Raw genomic sequence first — 22989 nt, forward strand, 5'->3', positions numbered from 1 at the left:
ATGAACTCTCTAGATCTTTCAGTCAGACTACGCTTGTTCTACTTTGACGATTTTAACTAACATATCGCCACCTGGTGTAGCAATGGTTACTTCATCATTTTTACGTTTGCCAATCAATGCTTGCGCGATAGGAGAATCATTGGAAATCTTTCCAGAAAACGGGTCTGCTTCAGCACTTCCGACAATCGTGTACTCTTCTTCATCTCCATCAGGCAACTCGATGAACGTAACTGTTTTACCGATCGATACCTCATCTGCATCTACGCCGTCATTATCGATGATTTGTGCAAAACGGATCATATTTTCAATTGTTGTGATTCTTCCTTCAACAAATGCTTGTTCATCTTTAGCTGATTCGTATTCGGAGTTTTCGGAAAGATCTCCGAAACCGCGAGCGATTTTGATTCGTTCAATGATTTCTCCGCGTTTAACTGTTTTTAGTTCTTCTAATTCTTTTTCTAATTTTTCTTTACCTTCTAGAGTCATTGGATAAACTTTCTCTACCATGTGTAACGTCTCCTTTTTTCGATAAAATACCGCAAAAGGTAATCTTTTGAGGAATATAGTCCAAAAAAGATTACCACGCTTTTCTTAAAATGTAAATGTTTTTCTAAAAATGATCAATGACTAGCCCCTGTTTTTCTAAGAATTATTTACATATTTTTGCACTAGTTCCATATGTTCTTCATACGTTTTAGCGAAATAAACATTTCCAGTGCTCGTATCTGCTACGAAATAATAATAGTCATTTTCTGCTGGTTCTAATACTGCCTTGATTGCCTCTTCGCTTGGATTGTCAAAAGGACCAGGCCCATAGCCGGTATTGGTATACAAATTGTATGGTGAATCTACAGCTGTATCTTCATACGTCACCAATTCTTTATGTTCTCCTAATGCATATAAAACAGAGATATCTGACTGAAGTGGCATATTTGCCTTGATTCGGTTAAAGAAGACTTGTGCAATATTTTTACGATCATTTTCTTTTACGCCTTCTTTTTCAACTAGAGAAGCCAAAGTTAAAACTTCTTGTACAGTCAAATTTTTCTGTTTGATAGCTGAATAATAGTTTTGCATGACCGTATTTGTCTTGTTCACCATCTCAATCACAAGATCCTTAAGCGAAGTACTCGTGTAGTAATCATAAGTAGCTGGGAATAAGTAGCCTTCCAAACGGTATTTTGTGTTCTCAGCTTTAGAGGCACTTTCCAACAATTCTGGGAATTTTTGATACAACTCGTTAAAGAAAGTCTCATCATTTACTAAATCTAAAAATTCTTTCTTGTCTTTACCAGTTACCTTCGCTACCCGCTCAGCAATCTGATCGATGTCGTAGCCTTCTGGAATGGCAATTTTCCCATCTGCAACTTTTGTTGGCTCAGATGTGCCGCCTTCTTGCAACTGCTTGCCAATCTCATCAAGAGTCATATTAGGCGCTAACTGATAATAACCAGCTTGAAAGCCAGTTAAGTTTTTAAATTTTGTATAATAATTGAAAACAATCCCACTTTTAATAATATTGTCTTTCTCCAAAATTTCGCCAATCTGCTTATTAGAAGAGCCGCTTGGGATTTCCACCTGGACTAATTGGTCGTCCGATTTATCTAAAGGCTTCAACCCGCTATCTACATAACGATATACGGTAAACCCGAGAAATCCGCCAATAATCAATAATGTAAGAGCGATCACTAAAATGATCTTCCTCACGATCTTATCTTCTTTTTTACGCAGATTTCTCCGCTTGTCGATTATATCTGCTGTAGCTGCCTTACTGGCTTCTTTTTTGTCTTTGCTTGGGTGTTGTTTGTTTCCTGACAAAACAACTCCTCCTTACTATCATCTTCGTAACTCTGTTTATTATACATGAAATTTCTACTGCCGTGAATTATTTTACCAAATATTATGTCAAAATTGTAAGTGGCAAATGCTCTTTTTGAGGATTACAATGAAAAATAGTTAAAAATGGATAGAAAGGAATTAACATGGCAAAAGGAAAACATCAAAAAAAACAGCAGATCTCTCTTTCTTTTCTCGCAGTTTTGTTGCTGGCTGTCAGCTTCTTTTCAACAGGCATCATTACAGGATGGCAATTAACAAAACAACCTCAACCACAAATTTATAAAACGGAACCCGCACAACTTGCTTCCAATTTAACATCTAATGAGCAGATGCTTGCCAGCAAAATTGATCAATTACTGCAAAAATCAGATTATATCGGTTCGATTTATGTACGCAAAAATAATCGAGTGATATTAGAAAAAGGATATGGGTACGCAAATCTACGCATAAAAGAATCGAATTCTCCTTCTCTTTACTATCAAATCGGTTCGATCCAAAAAGCGATGACTGCTTTACTTATCCTAAAACAAATTCAATCTGGCAAGATAACTTTTGACACAAAGCTATCTGAATTTTATCCTCAGATTCCTGGAAGTCAGCAAATCTCAATCAAAAATATGCTTTACATGCGCTCTGGTCTTCATCGAACCGCTTCTCCAAAAAAACCTATGTCAGATAGTGAGATCATTCAGTTTGCCCTTCATCATTTGAAATTTACTGATTATGATACGTATCATTATGAACCATTAAATTATACATTGCTTACAGGGGTATTGATCAAACTAACGAATCAGCCTTATGAAACTCTTTTAAAAAAAGAAATCATTCGGCCACTCCATCTAGAACATACAGATTTTTATGAAAATGTAAAAAATTCCCCTCAGCATGCTGTATCTTACCAAATGTCTGCAACTGACGATTATTCAAAAGCATTGGTCGAGCCTGAAACAGACATCCGAAATGAATTAGGCACAGGAAATATAAGTATGTCTGTTTATGACTTGAACAAATTCTTTACCAGTGTTCTGTCTGGCGATATTATACCAAAAGAACTACTTTTCTCATTGTGGCAAAATAATGGTGATAAACATCCTTACAGCGGCGGTGTTTACAGTGGAAATGATTATATCCTTGCTCAGGGAAATATCAATCGATTCCATGCAGTAGTGGCAATGAAAAAAGACAAAAAAGATGCAATCGTCATGGAAAGTAATATCCAATCTGATAAAAACATCAAATTGCCGGCCACTGATTTAAGAAATCAGATTTACGAACTGATGGAAGGTGTTAATTTAAAAAGCTAAGTCGAAACAAAAAAACCAGCAGGATGCTGGTTTTTTGTTTTAATCGATTTCTGTCTTTAAATAACGTTCCATTCCGTTCAATATATCAAATTTGGGTTGATAACCTAAAGAACGGATCTTTGAAATATCCGCTAAAGAATCACGAATATCCCCTGAACGCTCCGCTTCATATTTAAGCGCTAGCTCTGTTCCTAAGATTTGATCAATTGAATGAATCAATTCAAGTAGCGTAGTGCTTTTTCCTGTACCGACATTGAATTGCTGTCCTAAAGCTTTTTCTTCCTTAGCAACAAGTAAAAGTGCTTGTATAACATCTTCTATATAAACGAAGTCTCTAGATTGGCTACCATCACCAAATAAAGTAAATTCTGTTTTTTCTCCTGCCAATTGTTTTTTGTATCGGTCCACTAGAATCGAAATAACTCCGCTATATGGAGAGTTAGGATTTTGATTTGGACCATAAACGTTAAAAAATCGGACAGCACTAGTCGGAACATCATATAAATGACAGTAATCCAAAACATATTGTTCTGCTGCAAACTTATCGATGGCATATGGTGTTAAAGGACGGATGACCGATTCTTCTTTTTTTGGCAACGTTGGTTCATCGCCATAAACTGCAGCTGATGAACTAAATACCAATCGTTTTAAACCAGATTGATATTTTCGTACCAATTCAAGCAATAAAAGCGCACTGTCAAAATTTACACGATGAGTTTCTAGAGGACGTTCTACAGAATCTGCCACACTAGCTACAGCAGCTAAATGAAAAATATAGGCAAACTGATACTGTTTCATGATTCTTTCCATCAATTGAGGATCTGATACATCCCCCTCAATGAAAGTCACTTGTTTCTCCATATCCAAGTTTTCTTTTTTTCCCATTGATAAATCGTCGACTACTACGATTTTGTTTTCTTTTCCCAAATAATTCGCTAGCGTTGAACCGATAAAACCAGCTCCGCCAGTAATCAATATAGTATCCATCAAATTCACTCCAATTATGCATTCTTATACTTAATACAGTTAGTTTACCATTTTTAACCAGGAAAAACTATATAAAGAATATACTGCCAGTATGTGCTGATTGCCGAATTTAACAAATTAATCGCTTCAAAAAATAAAAACAGCAGAGTAAATCCTAATCGGACTTACTCTGCATTATTTTATATTTCAATATAGCTTAGCTTAACGATCTTTTAGTAGAGAGCGGAATTCACCAAAGCTAGCAAGGAAGCTGCGATGTACATATAGCAAATAAATCACATAAATCAAGCTATAGATACCTAGACTAATAAAGTCACCGCCAAACCAGATGTTACTAAAGATAAAAGCAATCGTTAGAATCGTTTCTACCAATTGTCTGTATCCAACAGGTAATTTCATTCCACGACAAAGAAAATATTCTGCTAAATTACATCGAAACGCTAGACTCAACAATATCAAGCCTACTGCTAAATTCAAGTTACCTATCACAAATATAATGACTAATGAAGCCACTAATGAAAAGGATAGCGTCATCACATTGACCATCAATATCGTTTTTTCTTTACGCAAGCTCTTTAAATACGTATTGATAAGTAAAGACATTCTTCCTTCATAAATGACGATTGGAAACAAGATTCCCATAAAATTCAGACTTTCCGTATATTCGGGTAGCCACATGGTCAAAACAATTTTTGCTGGGACGTAAAAAATCAATAAACCATAGGTTAAAGGAACAAATAAGTCCCGTAAGATACGGAAGAGTTCAGGGAGTCTTTGCTGATTTGTCCTTCTTAATAATGGAAACATAACAATTCCTACTGCATTGACAAATGTTAGGAACATATTTGAAATACTCAATGTAAAGGATAGTTTACCAAAAGTTTCAATTGACCATCGTTGTTGTACGAAGAATCGAATAGTTCCAAGAATGAGCATGCTAGCAATACTACTCAACATTAACTTACTACCAATATTGATATTATCAAAAATTTCAGGGACAAGTTCTTTTAGACTAATCATATTGACTTGCAACATATCTTTGATTCGAGACATTCCCCAAAGTGTCACGATCAATTTAGAAGCGATATCCATAATGATCAGCCAATAAAAATCTCTGCCGCCTAAAGCAAAGTAAATAGCAATAAACAAGACATAAAGATAGCGATCATTCCTAGAAAGCTGTGCATATTCTTTTATTCGATTCGTCGACTGGAAAATATACAGAATAAAAGTTTTAACGATCGTAATCACTGAAACAACAGCTGTCAATATTAAAATAAGTGATTGGGAACTGTTTGGCATAAAGAAATAAGCCCAAACAACTATAGCTATTGAAACAAAGAACTCAAAAATCGTTAGATACCAAAACTGTGATCCGAGCGAGCGTTTATCAAGTTTATTATATTCTTCCCCTCCTATTTTTAAATAGATTCCATCAATCCATCCAAAATGCAAAAAGCCTACGTATGAAGAATAGAACACATACAACTGCCAATAACTATACTCTGTTACTCCCAATAGTTTTGGTACAAATAAATTAAGCAAGATTGAGATACCTAATGTAGCAAAATTTGCGGCTACTGTATAATAAAGATTTTTTATAACTGATTTTGCTTTAGTATTCATATTGATATCCTCACTTTTTATACTTATGTTTTAGAAGATGATAGATATCAGTTCCAAAATAAAATTTATGTTTGTATTTCCAGAACGAGAAAATAACTGTTCGTATTTTTTCTTTTTCTAACATGTAAATACGCATTTCTAACTCTTTAATCAAATTATCCAGTAATTTTTTCTTTTTGTCATAATCTACTATAGTCACATTATTTATCAAGTAATTTCTGGCAGCTTCAACACGTTGCAATCTTCTTTGCAAAGTCATGAGCCTTTTGTAGTATAATTGCTCTTTATTTGACTGATCTATTTCTTTTTTAAAAGAACTTTGTCCATGTTTTCTCCATTCTATCAACGGTTTTCTCAATAAATATAAACCATTTGTTAGAACCGCGCTCCCCCACATCGACATATCATGAACCGGGTTTTCCATGTTAGACGCATAGAGATTAACTTGTGGGATAAATTCTTTCCTAACTGCATAGACGCACCCTGGTCTTCGGAGAAACAAATTATTCTCATTAAAAATGACTCGCTCTTCTATTTGTTGCTCATTTTTTTCTGTATCAACTTTTTTCAGTTCTTCACATAAACCGCCAAGTTCTACTAATTCATGATAATCCGTAACTAATACTTGAATTTTCTTATTTCTGAAGAGGCTACTCATCTCTTCAATTTTTGTTTCGTGCCAAATATCATCTTGATCACACGTAAATATGATATCCTGGCTAGCTAAATTTAATAAATGAAAGAAATTTTTTCTCCATCCTAGATTTTTTTCGTTAATTTTTAAATGCCAAGTTGATGACAAATTGTTTTTCTCAATAAAACTACTGATAATATCAACTGTATTATCAGTAGAACAATCATCACAAATCAGTACTTCATTGATTTTTTTTGTCTGGCTTAGTAGTGAATCTAATTGTTCCAAGATATTCTTTTCACCATTGTATGTAGCCATTACAACAGACGTACTTAGTTGCTCATACATAAAATTTCACTCTCTCTAATTTTTAAAAATCTGTGGTTTGTATTTAGATAATCAAATCAGTTGGATCACTTTTCATAAAAATCATAAGGATGGTGTGTTACTCGCTCTTTTTCAGGAGGCATTTCCATGTAGTTTCCATAACGCAACTTCAAGAATTTTTTTCTATCTTTGATAGCCATGACTTTATGACCTTCAAATTCTACATCTTCAAATTCATGAAACCATTCTGTTGGAAAAACACCCCAGTTAATATGAATCCATTCCATATAACCACATGTTTTAGTTTCCCCAAAAGGAATACTTTTGGCCATCTCTTGATACTTATCTCTCCAATATCTATCATTTCCTTCTTTTAATAATTTTCGGTGATATGGATACCGCATAATAAGTTTTATTAAAGCTTTTGAAAAATAAAAACTCCGAGCATAGCACCATTTAAATGTGTCCATCAGATTCAAACGATATTGCTCTGTAATTTCTCTCAATTTTTCTCTTTCTTTTTCTGTATCTGGTATTCCATCAATAGGAAATATATCTACAAAGACACCTAAGTCAGGGTCTTCCCCACCAAAATATTGTTTTGTTTTTGCAATTGTATTGGGATCTATAAGTTTCGCAAAAGGGTAGCGATAGTGTGTTCTAGTTTCAAAAGCTAATAACGTATAATTTTCATCTGTTTTCAATAAATCAATCAGCTTGTTGTAGTCTGGCCTTGGCATAACTATATCAATATCATCATCCCAAGGAATAAAACCTTTATGTCTTTCTACCCCAATCAAACTGCCGTAAAAAATTGTATATTTCAACTCATTTTTTCGACAAATCTTATCAATATACATCAAAATATTCACTGCTCTTTGCTGTACCTCTATCATCGTTAATTTTTTCATTTTTGTACTCTCCTAAAGCCGCCTATATCAAACAACTATTTCTTATTACGTAATTTCACTTTCATCAAATCAAAAGTGTGCTGAAGTTTTCCTAAATACAACCAAAAGACAAAAGTTGCTGTACGCCGTGTAAGAACAATTTCTGTAATCAGTAGGCTTGATACCAAAATAACCAGTACAACCTGATTATCAATAATGAATTCAATATAATCTTTATTGTTATTAGAAAAAAGGATTCGAAGAGAATTCACCATTTTAGTGATTAAAAATACTACGAAAATAATCGTTCCTGTAATACCAGTGGCTGCTAGCAAATAGAAAAAGGCACTGTGCGGTGTTTGCCCAGTTCTTGCTATATGAGTCTCAGGAATTTTTTCTTTAGCAACATCTACAAATCCTTTTGGCGTAACTCCGAATAATGGGTTTAACCTCATAAGTTCTGTTGCACTTTTCCATAATTTAAATCGACTATTTGAAATATCCGTATTCTCTTCTACATCGGGTCTTTTAGCAGACAATTTATTATTTTCTGTGTTAGCTGGCGTTCTTTTTTCAAAACTATCTAACATCTTAGGACTGCTTACATGGATTTCATTCCCCAAAAAAATGTAACCGGATTGAACAAACGACACTCCACCATAAGCAATAGCTGAACAGACTATTGCTGATAATACAGCTTGAACGAGTTTGGTAGCAACAAATTTACGATTTGTAGGATTCTTATATAAATAAACAAAAAAAACACCAAAGAAGGTTGCAGCCATTAATTGTATAATACCTGATCTAGATCCTGAAAGAGCTACATAACTGAATTGAATCAAAGCTATAAACGAGTATAGTGTTCTTTGAATAATTTTTTTATTTTTAATTATGTTTCTTATAGCAAATAATATACAGATTAAAGAAATAGTGCAGGCATAATTTGGATCAACAAAGATACCATATAATCGGTTTTCATAAAATCCTATTCTCATTCCGTAATACAATGTTTTTACAGGCATTGAAAAATTGACGTGTGCGAAAAACAAATACAAGGCAATACTCGTAAGAACTGTCCAAACGATAAGCAAAACATATTCAAAAATTTTAAAAATACGCTGGTTATTTGTTCTTCCAACTTCAAATACACAAAAGAAAAAAATACATTGCCAAATAATAAGTTTGATATTTTCTGTAAATGCATAAGAGTGATTGATTAAAGTAGTTATAACCAATATAACTATAAATAAGACTAACCAGTATTCAATTTGTATCTTCTTTTTTTTTAGTATCATAGGAAAAAAATGACAAAAAAATACTATTCCTGAAAATACAATGATTATCAATGTAAAAATTGAATCAATTTTTGTTGGAAGTGTCGAATAGACACTAACCATTCTTGCTATTAAAACCAACTCGAAAAAAATGATGTATGGTAATGATAGTTTATTCCCTATTTTTTCTATTCGTTCTAAAACATTACTAGACATATGAACCTCCGATAATCTATATTTATCCATGAAATTTAAAAATCTTTTAGTTAAAATCCAACATTGCTATTTATTATTGGCCAATTTTTTTCTTCTCAACTCCACAGGAAATTTATATAAATGAATACTAAATAGCAATAAAAGCATGGAAAGTTTGCGACTTTTCGTAAAAATTCGATTTCTCATAATAAATAGGAAATTATTTCTTAGATAATGAACGATTTTTTTGGTCTCTGGCAAGTTGGTTGCCTTGGCTGTTACGATTTTATCTAAAACTAAAAAATTGGCAAAACAGACTCTTTGGTGCGCAGCTTCTTCAATTTTTTTGCCTCTTCCTCTTAGCTTATTCTCGTTTATCACCCATGCTTCAATGAACTCAAATTGTTTGGCAGAGAATGTTTCCGTATTTATACTATCTAAACGATGATAGTAATAATATTTTTGCTTTGAATCTATTGCTATTTTTTTGCAACGGTCTAAAAGATCAACAATAACAAAAGAATCTTCATGATATTTTCCCTCAGGATAGCGGAGTGTAGAAAACAGCTCTCGTTTGTATAGTTTATTCACAGCATGAACAGAAATAATATTTCCATGTAATATTAATAACAATCCTTCCGTTGCAGTTACCGTTTTTTTGATAGTTGGTTTATTTACTGGTTTTTTCCCCTCATATACATCATAAATCCCACAAATAGAAAGATCTGCTTGTTCTTTGACAATGTTGTCGTACAAAAGTTCATACATATCTTTTTCGATATAATCATCACTGTCAACAAAACCTAAATACTTTCCTCGTGCCACATCAATCCCGGCATTTCTTGCACTACTTAATCCGCCATTTTTTTTATGGATAACACGGACACGACTGTCTTTCGATGCATATTCATCACATATTTTACCGCTATTGTCAGGAGAACCGTCATCTACTAATATCACTTCGAAATCAGTAAATGTTTGTGCTAAGATTGAATCTACACATTTTCTTAAATAAGGTTCTACTTTATAGACAGGAACAATAATACTAATCTCACACATTTTGCTTCTCACCTTTAACTAATTCTACTGTGTGTATCAATGATTCTTTCAATTCAAATATTGGATACCAACCATTTTCTTTGATTTTCTTGTTATCAAGTATCGCTGTGCTAGCTTTTGAGAAACCTTTTTGTTCAATCTCATCCGGCAATTCAAAAATTACTTGTTTGCCGCTGATATCAGCTAGCTGTTGGGCTAATTCTTTTAGTCGTAAATCAAAGTTTTCTGAAGAAACGTTGTACGCCTCTCCTTTTTCTCCTTCAAGCAGTAAATGAAGAATAGCAGAAACAGCATCTCCAACATATACATACGAAAAATATTGGTTTCCTTCACTTTTTAAAACAATATCTTTTTGTTCGACTGCATTTAAAATAAATTGTGAGGATGCTTTCGTATCAGATAAAAGCATCGTCGGACCAAACGTACGGCAAAGCCTTGGAATCACGATGTCGAGGTCGTGTTTTGCGATGTAGGCTTGGCATAATGATTCACTGACTCTTTTTCCTTCAGGGTAGCCTGCTCTCAGTGTATTACAATCGATGTATCCACAGTAATCTTCTGTGAATTTTTCTATATCGCCTCGATTTTCGCCATAGATTTCTACTGTTGATAAAAATAATACTCTAACCGGTTGGGTTGCTACTGCATGTTTCAATACTTGCTCTGTACCTGCAAGATTAGTCATGATCGTACCGATTGGATCAGTTGCGTAAGCCTTAGGATGTGTGTTACTTGCACCGTGTATCAAATAGTCAGCTTGAATTTCTTTTGGTAAGGGTTCTGTGACGTCACCTTCAACAATTTCGAAAGTATCTAATTCAAGATAACTGGCAAACCTTTTTTCAAGCTTCTGACGGTTTCTGCCCATTGCATAAACTTTGATTTTGATGCCTAGTTGTTCATTAGCAGCCATCAACGTATCAATCAAAAAAGAGCCAATCATTCCAGAAGCACCAATCATCAGAACGGATTTTCCATGTAGCTGTTTTATTTTTGGTGTATGATTGATTACTTTTGCCAAATCTTCTTGGTACATTGGTTGTTTAATCAACGTCATCATCTTTCACCTAGTCTTTCATTTTTAAATATGCTTTGAACAATTCTAGATCATCTGTTGTTGTCAATTTGATATTTTTATCAGAACCAGCAGCAAAATATAAAGTTTCTCCCAAATCTACCATCATGGTATTCGTATAAGAAGAATCAGTCATACCGATGTCTTCTTTCACTGCCCGGTCATATGCTGCCCGTAGTTTTCCGTATTGATAAGCTTGTGGAGTTGAGACACGCCTCAATGTGTTACGATCGACATACTGTTCCGTCGTTTCTTCTGTTTTCTTGATAAAAATTTGTTCGTTGTAAGGTAGAGAGGTTACACCGTTACCAAATTCTTTACATTTAACGATTACATCTGACAATACCAGTTCGTCTACTAGTGGACGGATTCCATCATGGATGATGATCGTATCATCATCTTCAGAATAGTCTTTCAAAAACTGAACACCATTATTGATCGACTCTTGTCCTTTTGATCCACCTGTAATGACCCATTTGACTTTGCTAATATTGAATTCTTTGATATACGCCCACATCGTTTCTTCCCAACCAGATTTGCAAACGACTAAAATCCGGTCAACTTGAGGATGGTGTTGAAATGATTCTAAAGTATAGATAATAATAGGTTTTCCTTCAATTGTAATGAACTGTTTTGGGATATCTTGTCCCATTCGTTTACCCACACCACCGGCAATAATAATAGCTGTAATCATTTTTTTTCTGCTCCTTTAGTTAAATAATATTTTCCTTTGTACATTGTGTATGGATGTTCTGGATCAATATAAACTGCTTCATGATGAGAAACCTGATCTTTTTCAGGCGGAAGCTGCATATAGTCACCAAAAACTTGACTTAAATAATTATCATAACCAACCGGTACTGGCATCTCTGTATCTTCGAATGGCACCCACACAGCAGATTCAAAGTCTTTTGTAGGATAAACATTCCCCATATATCGAGGTCCGACACAAAGTTCTGTAACGAAATTCGTTGGATTATCATTGTATTTGGTCATCTGCTTTTCAGCATATCTCCATATTTTATACTTCGTTTTTGCAGATACACTATTTAACAATAGCTTTCCAGCTAATTCCATCGCTTTCCCATGGTTTTGCGGTACTTGCTGACTTCGATAAATCGCATAGATCATTGCCCATATCTTTTGCTTTTTCCGTTCAGTTTGCTTTTCAGGTGCAGTATCTAATGGAAAAATATCTAATTGGATACCATGAGGGATATCTAAATCTTCCTGATACGTTTTGATAAAGGTCGTTTGAACATTACGGATAGTTGTAAAGGAGTTCCGATCGTGATTCGTCAGAGCTGGTCTTAATAAAACAAATTTATCTTTTTGTGGGCCGGTTTCCCATAATTCTGCTAAACGATCATAATCCCTTCTAGGCATGAAAAAATCTAAATCATCATCCCATGGGATAAAACCTTTATGCCGGATTGCTCCGATTGCGCCGCCACCACAAAAATAACACAACAAATCGTGACTTTTACAAAAATCTACAAAGTATTGTGCCATTTCGAGATTTACTTTTTGAATTTTTTTTAATTCAGGATCTGTACTGTACATTATAGTTGCCTCAACCATTCTTTTATTAATCTTCCCTATTTTCTCATAAATAGAGGCGGTTTTCAATCTTATGCAAATGGTTCTTTCTTTACTGACTGAAAACGGATAGATAAATAGCTATTTTTTGTTTTTAAAAGGGTTGTGACAAAAGACAGTCACAACCCCTTATTCCGACTTTTTTAATAAACTCTCTTCAACAATGCCATGATGCTTGGCATTTTCACTTCCACAAAGCTACCAGCTTTCACCGCAGATAATAAGAGAGGAGCTGGCAAATTATACAGCCATTTTGTTACTTTTTTCGCGCTAGAATCAGTCAATGCAATCTTTTTAGCTTCTTGGATGGCTGGATCATTCAAAATATGCATGGCTTCTTCTCTTTTTTCTTTAGCAGTTCGCTCAGAATTCTCATAAATAGAAAAAATCACAGAGGTTGTTCCTTTTAAAAGAAGAGAAGCCATACCTGGTTTATCTTTATCACTTGTCACGACATTTGCTAATTCATAAAATTCTTTAAAGGTTTCAAATTTATTCGGTTTATATTGGTTGGTTATCCCTTTTCCACCTTCAAAATGATAGATATACTCGATTCTTGGATTCAATACTACTTGCTGACAATGTTCATAATAGTTCAAATTGAAGATACGGTCTTCACAACTGCTGTAATTTTTGAATAAAATCTGTTTTTCCATCAAGATTTCCCTCTTGTAACATTTGTTCCAAACCACATACATCAGCTGTTGATTCATCAGTTGATACATATCATCCACGAACTGTTTATGATCTGTATATTGGTATTCTGGAACAAGATAGTCCTTTTCCGAAATAATTTCTTCCCCGCTTAACGTACGGAATGTAAAAGAACTGATAAGCAAATCTGCTTCAGGATGCTGTTCAAACAACTGCTGATAATCTGCCAAAATTTCTTTGACTGGCTCATCGTCTGCATCGAAAAATAATACATATTTCCCTGTAGATTGCTTGATGCCTTCATTTCGAGCAAGTCCAGGGCCTTGGTTTTCGGTTGTAAAAAGTTGAAAATGACTATCTCCTTGGATAGCTGATTGAATCAGCTGTTCTGTTTTGTCCGTTGAACCGTCATTGACCAAAATCACTTCATATTCTTCGAATGCCAGATTTTTTAAAACTTCTATTGTATGAGCAATCGTGTCTTCTGCATTATAAATTGGAATAATTATACTAAATATCGGATGGCTCATTTCATTTCTTTCCTCCAGCCTAGCGATAAATTTTCTCTTGTGAAAAGTCGATTTCTGCTAATGAACTAATATTTTCATCTTCATCTAGTCCTTGAGATGACATCTTATCAAATAAGATTTTGATTGTTTGAAGTAAAATCTTCAAATCTAATAGTAATGAATATTTTTTGATATACAACAAATCAAAACGTAGTTTACTGTTATAATCTGATACATATTTTCCGTATACTTGTGCATATCCGGTAATTCCCGCACGTACATTGTGTCTTAAATAATAATAAGGATTTTCTTCATTGAACTGATCAACGAAAAATGGTCTTTCTGGCCTTGGACCGACAATCGACATATCGCCTTTCAATACATTAAAGATTTGAGGTAATTCGTCAAAACGTACAGCACGGATAAATTTACCTACTGGTGTCACACGTGCATCGTTACTTTTAGCCAAGACTGGTCCTGATTTTGCTTCAGCTGTCGCACTCATGGAACGGAATTTATAGATTGAAAATTCCTTTTGATTTTTCGTAATACGTACTTGTTTATAGATGATTGGTCCAGGTGAAGTTGTTTTTACCAAAATCGCTGTGATTAGCATAAAAGGTGAGGCGAGGATCAGTAAAATAAGCGAAACGATGATATCAAAGAGACGCTTGAATAGTTCGTATTCTGGTTGGATTCTGAACCCAGAAGCTTCAATGATGCTTTCATCTTCAAAATTCATAATATTCGGATTTATCATTGTCAGATTCTCAAAAGTCGTATTTAAAAATAACTTCTTCTCTTTTTTAGTCACTAATTGATAAATGCTGATTTTTTCATCTTCTGGGATTTTAGAAGCCAAATAGACGATATCCATATCATCGATCAATTTTTTTGTATTTTCGTAATAATTATCGATTGCCACTGCTTCAACTTTATGTTTATTGTTTTTCTTAGATTGAAAATTTTGGATAGCTGGTGCGACATCTTTCTCCAAACCTACGATAAGGACTTTCTTATCACGACTGACTCTTAAGTACAGTTTGTAAACGACTATCCGGTAAACACTAAGTAATATCGTACCTAGGATAAACGAGATCAAAATGACGCCACGCGGAAATGCAAACCATCGGCCAGCAAAAGTAACTACCATGATCCCCAATGCTATTAGTACTTGTCCAATAACAGTAATGAAGACAATATCACTGATCATTCGGTTATAGAATACATAAGCTCCTAACAAAATATTCAACGCAATAAAGATGATGGAAATAAAAATTGCTGAATGCTGAAAGGTCTCTAAGTTTCTCACTGGTACTTCTCCCTGGAATTTCAGCAAAAAACTAAGATAGATCGACACATTTAATACAAGTACATCCATAAGAATAATGAATATTCTGCGTGCCGCATTCCACTCCCCATTTTTATTCATATATACACTCCTAACCATAAAATAATGCCTCTATCATCTTACCATAGCAAAGTTTAAAAACCTAGTGAATAACCAAATTGTAAAGGAAATTAAAAGAAACGGGGAAAAGCGTCTATTGTCTGTTTATATGTGTATTTCTGCATAACAGAAAGTTGTCTCAGAAGTCCCATCACTTCCTTTATGCTGAACTAGTATTCTCCTGCTAATTCCTTATTCACAAGTTACAATATTCATATAATTAAATTAAAAGAACTGTATTTTCATTAATAAAAATGAAAATACAGTTCTTTTAATCAATCAGGTCTCAACGAAAAATCGCCGATTCCTTCTTTAGTTAGATTATCGTTATAAAATGGGTCATGAGCAATATAAGAAGGCCACTTATCTTGCATTTTTTTGATTTCCCCAGCAAAACGTCTTTGTTTTTCTGGTGTATCTTCATAACCTCTTGATTTAGATTCGAAATGGTACAATTCTGCTTGATGTGCATAGACATTGTAACGACCCAGTTCATAAACTTTCAAGCACAAGTCAACATCGTTGAATGCTACTTCTAATGTTTCATCAAATCCATTGACAGCATTGAAGTCAGCTGCCTTGACCATCATACAAGCTGCAGTGACTGCTAAGTAATTGACGTCAATGACCAATCGGCCAAAGTAACCACAATGTGTTCGATCATAGTTATTCAATGCATGTCCTGCAACGCCACCGATCCCTAATAATACACCTGCATGCTGCGTTGTATCATCCGGATAAAATAATTTTGCTCCTACACAGCCGATTCGATCAAACTGTGCATAAGAAACCATCGCTGTCATCCAGTCAGGTTCAATCACTTCTGTATCGTTATTCAAGAATAAAAAGTATTTGCCGTTAGCTTTTTCTGCTGCCAGATTGTTGATACGTGAATAATTGAATGGAATGTCAATTAATTCGACGATAAATCGGTCTTTCAGCTGATGCTTGTATTCTGCAAATAATTCTTGCATTTTAGGATCTGTACTTCCATTATCTGCAATAATGATTTCATAATTTGGATAAGACGTTTTTTCGATGATCGAATCCACACAAGTTTTTAGATCTTCATAGCCATTCTTAGTTGGAATGATCACACTGACCAAGTCTTCTTGCAAAACATCATAAGTGATTTCATAAAAACCAGAAATTCTCCCAGGATGTACGCTTCCCTTGATATTTCTTCTAGATAGAGCATCTGTCAATGCTTTCACTCCAGAATCATAGATGTAGCTTTTAGCTTCTCCATTGCTTGCAGTTGATCCCGGGATCGTCCGCCAGTGATACAAGACACGGTCAATGTGGTAAATGTGTTCTGCAGGAATTTGTTCTGTCACACGAAGAACCAAATCATAATCTTGAGAGCCTTCATATCCTTTACGGAAACCGCCAAGTTCCTTAACAATGCTTGTCCGATATACGCCTAAGTGAGAGATATAATTATTTCCCATCAATGTATCGGGAGACCAGTCTGCTTTGAAGTGCGGGTCAAAGCGATTCCCATCTGCATCGATTTTATCTTCGTCACTGTAGATCAAATCCAGTTCTGGATGTACGTTTAGCACTTTTGCCACTTCATATAATGCAAATGGGGGTAATTCGTCATCATTATCTAAGAGCGCTATAAACTCTCCTTCTGCCATTTCCAATGCAGAATTTGTTGCCAGACTGATGTGTCCATTTTCTTGTCGGAAAACGACTTTGATTCTATCATCTTTTGCTTGATAGGATTCCAGACACTTTTGGATAGCTGGATCGGTAGAAGCATCATCACTGATACATAGTTCCCAGTGATCATACGTTTGACCAAGTACCGAATCAATGCATTTTTCGAGCCATTTGATTTCAACGTTATAGACAGGCATAAGTATGGAAATCAATGGGCGGTAGGCAAATCCTTGTACTTCCTTCCTTTGCTCTTTCAGATCAGGTTTCTCATGACGACTGATCCACTCTGCATAGTCGATCGATCCTGGTTTCAATTCCAGTTTGACCCGGCGGATTGCTTTTTTTACGCCATGAGTCCTTGCATAATTTATCCCTTTTTTCAGTAATCTTTTTTTTCTTTCCCATGAAGATTCAATGCCGTCATCATAAGGATATTTACCGTTTAATTTCACAGCTATGCCATTTTGATGTCTTGCTGTTTGGAAGTCTAAGATTGCTTTTCCTCTCATTTTCCCTGATAAACGTACCTTAAAACCGCTTTGGGTCTTAACATCAAGATTATATAAATGATTGATATCCAATCTTACGACATGTGTTGCTTCAGCAATCACATTTTCTTTTTCTACCTTTATCGTAGGGATTTCTTTGGTCACTTCATCAATTGCCCAGCCCACAATAAGCAAATCGCCAGTGGCCCGTTCACGAGTGATTTGATCGATAAATACGGCAATTTCTTTTTTTTGCACGATTCGTTTACTCCTTATCTTTATAAGTTAATCATTATTTACATTTCAATGATCCATGATTGACCATTTTGAGCCACTGCTTCCACTAAGAATGAACGTTCCTTCTCGCAAAGGATCCGCAGTTCAAATCCTGCTTTTGCTCCTTCAGCTAGCTGTTTTGCTTGATTGACTTCTTCTCGTAAAACAGGAATTGCTTCAAAAAATGGTGATTGGTCGGCTGATAACTTATAGGACAATGGTTGGCGATCCGAATTAGCGATTCCCCACCCGATGATTTTCAATATCTTTGTTTCTGCATCCCAGATTTTTTCGTCAATACATAGAGAAAGCTCTTTTTCTTGGATTTTTTTCGATGTTTCTTTCTTACGTCGGCCTAATCTATGTTTGATTGTCCATTCATCACTTTCCAACAACGTGCAATAGCGATTTATGGTTGTTTTCAACGTCTGATCTAATCTTGTATTATTCTCAATAAGATGATGATTTTCTCTTTCTAATTCATCATTTTTCTCAGAAAGCTGCTTTGTAACTTCAGCCATTGGACGGATCGTTTCCAGCAATTCTTTCATTGTTGGTGTCAATTCTCCGATAAAACGATAGTGACAATGGATAGTCACTTCTTTCCCTGCAATATCCGTTAAAAAAAACTCTGGTAAATCTTTACCATCAAACAAATAACAATCATTTACTGTTTTGACTACAGCATTTGAATCGATAAATGTGAGTTTTTCTCCAGCAGCTTCTGCGCTGAATTCGATAAAGCTAGGTTGCTGCGCGAAGCGAAACACCATTCGTTCTGCTAATTCTGATACATGGAAACTTAGTGTCTCATTTTCCCCTGTGAAATTATTGAATGGTATTTGTTGAATTATTTCATCTTGTTTCGTTTGCTGGATTACTTCTAATACTTTCACATAATTAGAATTTTGTGGCTGCGCAATGGAACTTTGTGCTACTGGATGTTTCATCAATGAGAAGAAGTATTGGTAGACTTCGCCAAATGGTCGCATTTTGAAATCATAACGTACAGCTTCCGGCAATTCTTCATAAGTTGATTTTAATTCTGTATCACCTACAGCTAAGTACAAATAATCTTCAATATTGATGTATAATCCTGCTTTTTCAAAAACTTTTTGGAAGCCATCATGAGTATAAAAAGAATTATGGGTTTCATCTAGCAAACCATAAGAAGCCCATGGCAATTGATTATTGAACAAATCAATCATGACAGAATTATGCGCCAAGTTAGGGAATGTAATTAGAATTTCTCCTTCTTCATTCAAAAATTCTCTAACTTTCTTCAACGTTTTTCCAGGATCTACCAAATGTTCTAAAACATCGGCAAACAAAACGTAATCAAATGTTTGTCCAGCATAATAGTTTGCCCATTCAAAACTTTCGATATCTCCATAAAATCCATCTTGGGCAAACTCGCTGACAAAATCGAACAATTCCTTATCTAGCTCGACAATGCTCACTTCACATTGTTTTGCTCCGATCAAATGTTTCGTTAATCGGCCGTTTCCAGGACCAAACTCTAAAACTTTACTTCCTGGTTTGATCTGTGCGGCAATTTTTCCCACACTGCTTTGTTCATCTAGGTCCATTTCAAAATCATATTTCATTGCTATGAGTCCCTTCTTCCCATTTATGGTCTAAGACCACGATGCCTTCTCCGATATAAGAACCGCTGACAAACAAGTTCATGTATTTTGTCTTGTATACCAAAGGAACCGTTGCATTTTCTTCAAAGACCGCAACGTCAAAATAATATTCACCAGCTAACAAACCTAACTTTTCATACTCCAGATAAAAGATATTCTCACCTTTTTTCCAAGGGATCTTGATACCATCTAGTAGAGTATTGAGTCCGCACACATAAAAATTGTCGACTGTACGCAGAGCAATTCCTAAAACTGGATTTTTGATTGTATCGTCTTTTACTTCATAGGTTACTTTAACGTATAGTTTTTCTCCTTGTTCCAGCATATCCACTGGATTTTTATCTTTATCCAACAATTCGGCTTTCGTCACGTCTACGATATCTGGAGCTGCGAAGCGTTCTACTTGGTTTTTATTTCGATCTACTGTTTTAACTGATTTTTTCTTCAAAAAGTTTTCGTAATTCGTCGTTACTTCCATCGTATCACCATATTCGACAACTTCTCCATTTTTCAACCAATAGGAACGATCACAAAAACGGCGAATCGAACTAATATCATGAGAAACGAATAAAATCGTTTTTCCCGAGTTCTTAATTTCTGTAAATTTTTCCATACATTTCAGTTGGAATTCAAGATCTCCTACTGCCAATGCTTCATCCACAATCAAAATATCAGGATTCACATTGATCGCTACAGCAAAAGCTAGACGAACGAACATCCCACTTGAATAGGTTTTTACAGGTTGATAAATATGGTCGCCAATATCAGCAAATTCAATGATATCATCGACCATTTCATCGACTTCTTCTCTTGAAAATCCTAGAACCATTCCATTTAAATAGATATTTTCATAACCAGAATACTCAGGATTGAATCCTGAACCTAGTTCTAGCAAAGCTGAGATTTTTCCTTCGATTTCCATCGTGCCGGATGTTGGTGTCAGTACTCCCGTAATGATTTTCAACATTGTAGATTTTCCCGATCCGTTTTCTCCCACGAAACCGATCATCTCACCTTTTTTTATTTCTACATTCACGTTTTTCAACGCATAAAATACATCATGATAGGATTTCTTAAAAGGATTGAGGGCTTCACGAAATCGATCCGAAGGTTTTGCGTACATATTATAAGATTTTGTGATATCTTTTAGTCTAATTGCATATTCTGTCATAGCTATTCTCCTTACAGCACATCTGAAAAATGTGGTTTCAATCTACGGAACACTGCAGAGCCGATTACGAACATTACTAACGTGAAAACCCAGAAATACAAAGTATATGTTCCATGCTCCCAGAACCAAGCTTCACTTAAAAATGACTCACGATAACCTTGAACAACATAGTACAGCGGATTTAATTTCAATATGCTTACAAGACCTGAATCAAACTGATTAGGGCTCCATAATATCGGTAATGTCCACATGATCAACTGCAGCACGATCGTAATTAATTGCATGATATCAGGTAAAAATGGTTGGATCGATGCCGTCAGCCAAGTCAATCCTGTCAAGAAAGCACACATGCAAAATAAATAATAAATCAGCTGTAAAGACATTGCTGAAGGATATATACCATTTATAAGCGCGACAGCTATGCCAATCAGAATGAAGAATAAATGGGTGTACAGATTGGATAGGATTTTCGTCGTGGGCAAGATACGAATATTGAATACGACTTTCTTTACTAAATAAGTATATTCCCGAAAAACAACCGTAGTTGATGCAAATGCATCTGAGAAGAAGAACCAGGGAATCATCCCGGTAACTAAATATACGATAAATGGGTATTTTGCATCGATCATTTGTGCTTTCAGTCCAACACCAAATACCAGCCAATAAATCAATACAGTAAATAGCGGATTGATAAACGCCCATAAGATTCCTAAAAACGATCCTGCATATCTTGATTTGAAGTCATTGATCGAAAACTGTAGCAATAATTTTCTGTTCTGATAAATGTCCTTCATAAATAAATACAAATCTTTAAACATTTGTGTTCCTCCAAGCGATTTTCAGTGAATTACAGTCAAGTGCCATTTTACCATATTTTTGGTACCGAGCTGCGTTCTTATTTCTTTCTTAATTTTCTATGATACAAGATTTTCTCTAACGTTTCTATTTTACAGAAGATGCTAGACAATTGCAATAAACCAAAAAAGGCTGCGACGGTTGTCACAGCCTCTCTCGTATTTTGTGCCTATCAATGATAGCGTTGGATCCTGGAAGAATGAGCGCTATCTGGTTGTTCCTCATAAGATGTATCATCATAAGTCATATCGTCATATGCCTCTTCCATAACATAGAATTCCTCCGCAACTTCTGGTTCATCATATCGATGAACGGCCATAGCCAACAGGATATAAATAATCGGAACCCATGGGTATGAAGTCAATGTATCCTCCATAAATGACTGCATCATCACCGCAAAAAAGGCCCAGATAAAAGTCATCTGCCCGTTGGATAAATCTGCTTTCAACGTTAAGCGACCAATAAAAAGGATAAGCAGCAAAGCAGCAATCCCAAATCCTATCAATCCATAGATATTCAAAATAGAATTATAACTATTGTGGTTTCCTAAAAATTGGTTTCCTCGTTGGAAGATAAATGTTTTCATTCCTAGTAAAATTTGTTCAGATTTTTCTCCTAGCGTCTGATAGAATTTATGCCAAATATCTTCTCGACCGGTAAACAAATTGACTTTTTCAGAGACAGCCGCCAGATAAGAAATCGGCAAAGCTAAAAGAATCGTAACCGTGTAAGCAATAAATGGCGCACGAATGACACGCATCAACGATTTAGGTAAAAGATCCAATATCGCAAAAACAATCAACGCGACTAATGCACCTCTAGATTGGCAGACCCAAATCCCGAGAAAAGCTGCAACAACTGCTACTGCACCGATGATTCGTACATACCATCGTTCAAAAGAACTGGCAAATCCACTGATCAATAAAGCAAGAGTCATCAAAGAACTTCCGATTGTATTCGTATTGATCCAAATATCAGAAAGCGAATTGCCTGGAGCCCAGATGCTTTGTCCTTCTGGTACTTGGATCTCTGTAAATACACGATATAACGTGATTCCGAGGAAGACCGAAAAGACAATCAGATAAATACCGCGATCCCATTTTGTCCACTCGATCCATTTAATTACTAAACAAAATAAAATAATCAAAGGAAATAGTAAGTCTCCAAATAAAGACTCATTTCTTAATTCCCGAAAGTAAGAAAAGAAAATGAAAAGGGCAAGCGCAACACCTAGATAAAGAAAATCGACGCCTTTTGCTTTATAAACATTTAAAATGAGCAAAATAGCCACACTAAAAGCGATAAGTAATGAACTATTGTTATATATAAACAAAGTTGCTGGAAAACCTAACCCTGCTGTCCAAACAAAAAAGACTAGCGTCAGCAACAAAAGCAAGAAACCGACACTCATTTTGTTGACAAATTTTTGTACGATTGCTTGAATTATCTCCACTCTCCTTTCT

19 protein-coding genes are annotated in these 22989 nt (G+C 35.1%); 1 reads left to right on the forward strand and 18 read right to left on the reverse strand.

All coding sequences use genetic code 11. The features are described from left to right. Window positions 1-27: 27 nt before the first annotated feature. Both greA and mltG read right to left on the reverse strand, forming a co-directional pair. Window positions 28-507 carry a transcription elongation factor GreA gene (greA, locus tag DIZ30_RS02470; protein ID WP_002295409.1) on the reverse strand — a complete coding sequence of 160 codons (480 nt, stop codon included), beginning with the start codon at window positions 505-507 and terminating at the stop codon, window positions 28-30. Between the two features lie 135 nt (window positions 508-642). Then, window positions 643-1818 carry an endolytic transglycosylase MltG gene (mltG, locus tag DIZ30_RS02475; protein WP_002295410.1) on the reverse strand — a complete coding sequence of 392 codons (1176 nt, stop codon included), beginning with the start codon at window positions 1816-1818 and terminating at the stop codon, window positions 643-645. 164 nt (window positions 1819-1982) lie between these two features. Between mltG and DIZ30_RS02480 the strand changes: the two genes are divergently transcribed. After that, window positions 1983-3143, forward strand: coding sequence for a serine hydrolase (locus DIZ30_RS02480; protein WP_010777078.1), 1161 nt, complete (start codon window positions 1983-1985; stop codon window positions 3141-3143). 39 nt (window positions 3144-3182) lie between these two features. Here DIZ30_RS02480 and DIZ30_RS02485 read toward each other — a convergent pair whose 3' ends face one another. From DIZ30_RS02485 to DIZ30_RS02560, 16 genes are all read right to left on the reverse strand, one after another. Further along, window positions 3183-4130, reverse strand: coding sequence for an NAD-dependent epimerase/dehydratase family protein (locus DIZ30_RS02485; protein ID WP_002295412.1), 948 nt, complete (start codon window positions 4128-4130; stop codon window positions 3183-3185). Window positions 4131-4331: 201 nt separating this feature from the next. After that, window positions 4332-5756 (reverse strand): lipopolysaccharide biosynthesis protein, encoded by a 1425-nt coding sequence (locus DIZ30_RS02490; protein ID WP_002295413.1) that lies wholly within the window; start codon window positions 5754-5756, stop codon window positions 4332-4334. A gap of 10 nt (window positions 5757-5766) precedes the next feature. Continuing rightward, complete coding sequence (locus DIZ30_RS02495; RefSeq protein WP_002295415.1) at window positions 5767-6738, reverse strand: glycosyltransferase; 972 nt, start codon at window positions 6736-6738, stop codon at window positions 5767-5769. A 65-nt stretch (window positions 6739-6803) separates the two neighbouring features. Beyond that, window positions 6804-7628 (reverse strand): phosphorylcholine transferase LicD, encoded by an 825-nt coding sequence (locus tag DIZ30_RS02500; RefSeq protein ID WP_002295416.1) that lies wholly within the window; start codon window positions 7626-7628, stop codon window positions 6804-6806. Window positions 7629-7663: 35 nt separating this feature from the next. Continuing rightward, window positions 7664-9097, reverse strand: coding sequence for an O-antigen ligase (locus DIZ30_RS02505; RefSeq protein ID WP_002330257.1), 1434 nt, complete (start codon window positions 9095-9097; stop codon window positions 7664-7666). Window positions 9098-9163: 66 nt separating this feature from the next. Beyond that, a complete protein-coding gene (locus DIZ30_RS02510) occupies window positions 9164-10135 on the reverse strand; it encodes a glycosyltransferase (RefSeq protein ID WP_002295420.1) in 972 nt (323 codons plus the stop codon). After that, the gene (locus DIZ30_RS02515; RefSeq protein ID WP_002324408.1) at window positions 10128-11195 is read right to left on the reverse strand and encodes an NAD-dependent epimerase/dehydratase family protein; all 1068 of its coding nucleotides are present in this window, start codon (window positions 11193-11195) and stop codon (window positions 10128-10130) included. The genes DIZ30_RS02510 and DIZ30_RS02515 overlap by 8 nt, the downstream gene beginning before the upstream one ends. A gap of 7 nt (window positions 11196-11202) precedes the next feature. Next, on the reverse strand, window positions 11203-11904 hold the full coding sequence (locus DIZ30_RS02520; RefSeq protein ID WP_002297058.1) for a 2-C-methyl-D-erythritol 4-phosphate cytidylyltransferase: 702 nt from the start codon (window positions 11902-11904) through the stop codon (window positions 11203-11205). Beyond that, entirely contained in the window at window positions 11901-12773 is an 873-nt protein-coding gene (locus DIZ30_RS02525; protein WP_109023071.1) for a phosphorylcholine transferase LicD, read from the reverse strand. Before DIZ30_RS02525 ends, DIZ30_RS02520 begins: the two co-directional genes overlap by 4 nt. 179 nt (window positions 12774-12952) lie before the next feature. After that, window positions 12953-13993: a glycosyltransferase family A protein gene (locus DIZ30_RS02530; RefSeq protein ID WP_010777076.1), complete on the reverse strand. Its 1041-nt coding sequence runs from the start codon at window positions 13991-13993 to the stop codon at window positions 12953-12955. A gap of 19 nt (window positions 13994-14012) precedes the next feature. Further along, window positions 14013-15404 carry a sugar transferase gene (locus tag DIZ30_RS02535; protein WP_010727881.1) on the reverse strand — a complete coding sequence of 464 codons (1392 nt, stop codon included), beginning with the start codon at window positions 15402-15404 and terminating at the stop codon, window positions 14013-14015. A 293-nt stretch (window positions 15405-15697) separates the two neighbouring features. After that, complete coding sequence (locus DIZ30_RS02540; protein ID WP_109023072.1) at window positions 15698-17836, reverse strand: glycosyltransferase family 2 protein; 2139 nt, start codon at window positions 17834-17836, stop codon at window positions 15698-15700. 38 nt (window positions 17837-17874) lie between these two features. Further along, window positions 17875-19461: a bifunctional 2-polyprenyl-6-hydroxyphenol methylase/3-demethylubiquinol 3-O-methyltransferase UbiG gene (locus tag DIZ30_RS02545; protein ID WP_002294528.1), complete on the reverse strand. Its 1587-nt coding sequence runs from the start codon at window positions 19459-19461 to the stop codon at window positions 17875-17877. Next, window positions 19451-20671 (reverse strand): ABC transporter ATP-binding protein, encoded by a 1221-nt coding sequence (locus DIZ30_RS02550; RefSeq protein WP_002289079.1) that lies wholly within the window; start codon window positions 20669-20671, stop codon window positions 19451-19453. Before DIZ30_RS02550 ends, DIZ30_RS02545 begins: the two co-directional genes overlap by 11 nt. 11 nt (window positions 20672-20682) lie before the next feature. After that, window positions 20683-21489: an ABC transporter permease gene (locus tag DIZ30_RS02555; RefSeq protein WP_002289081.1), complete on the reverse strand. Its 807-nt coding sequence runs from the start codon at window positions 21487-21489 to the stop codon at window positions 20683-20685. A gap of 209 nt (window positions 21490-21698) precedes the next feature. After that, window positions 21699-22979, reverse strand: coding sequence for an EpaQ family protein (locus DIZ30_RS02560; RefSeq protein WP_002322625.1), 1281 nt, complete (start codon window positions 22977-22979; stop codon window positions 21699-21701). Between the last annotated feature and the right edge of the window lie 10 nt (window positions 22980-22989).

Source organism: Enterococcus sp. H57 (assembly GCF_003112495.1).
Lineage (GTDB): Bacteria > Bacillota > Bacilli > Lactobacillales > Enterococcaceae > Enterococcus_B > Enterococcus_B faecium.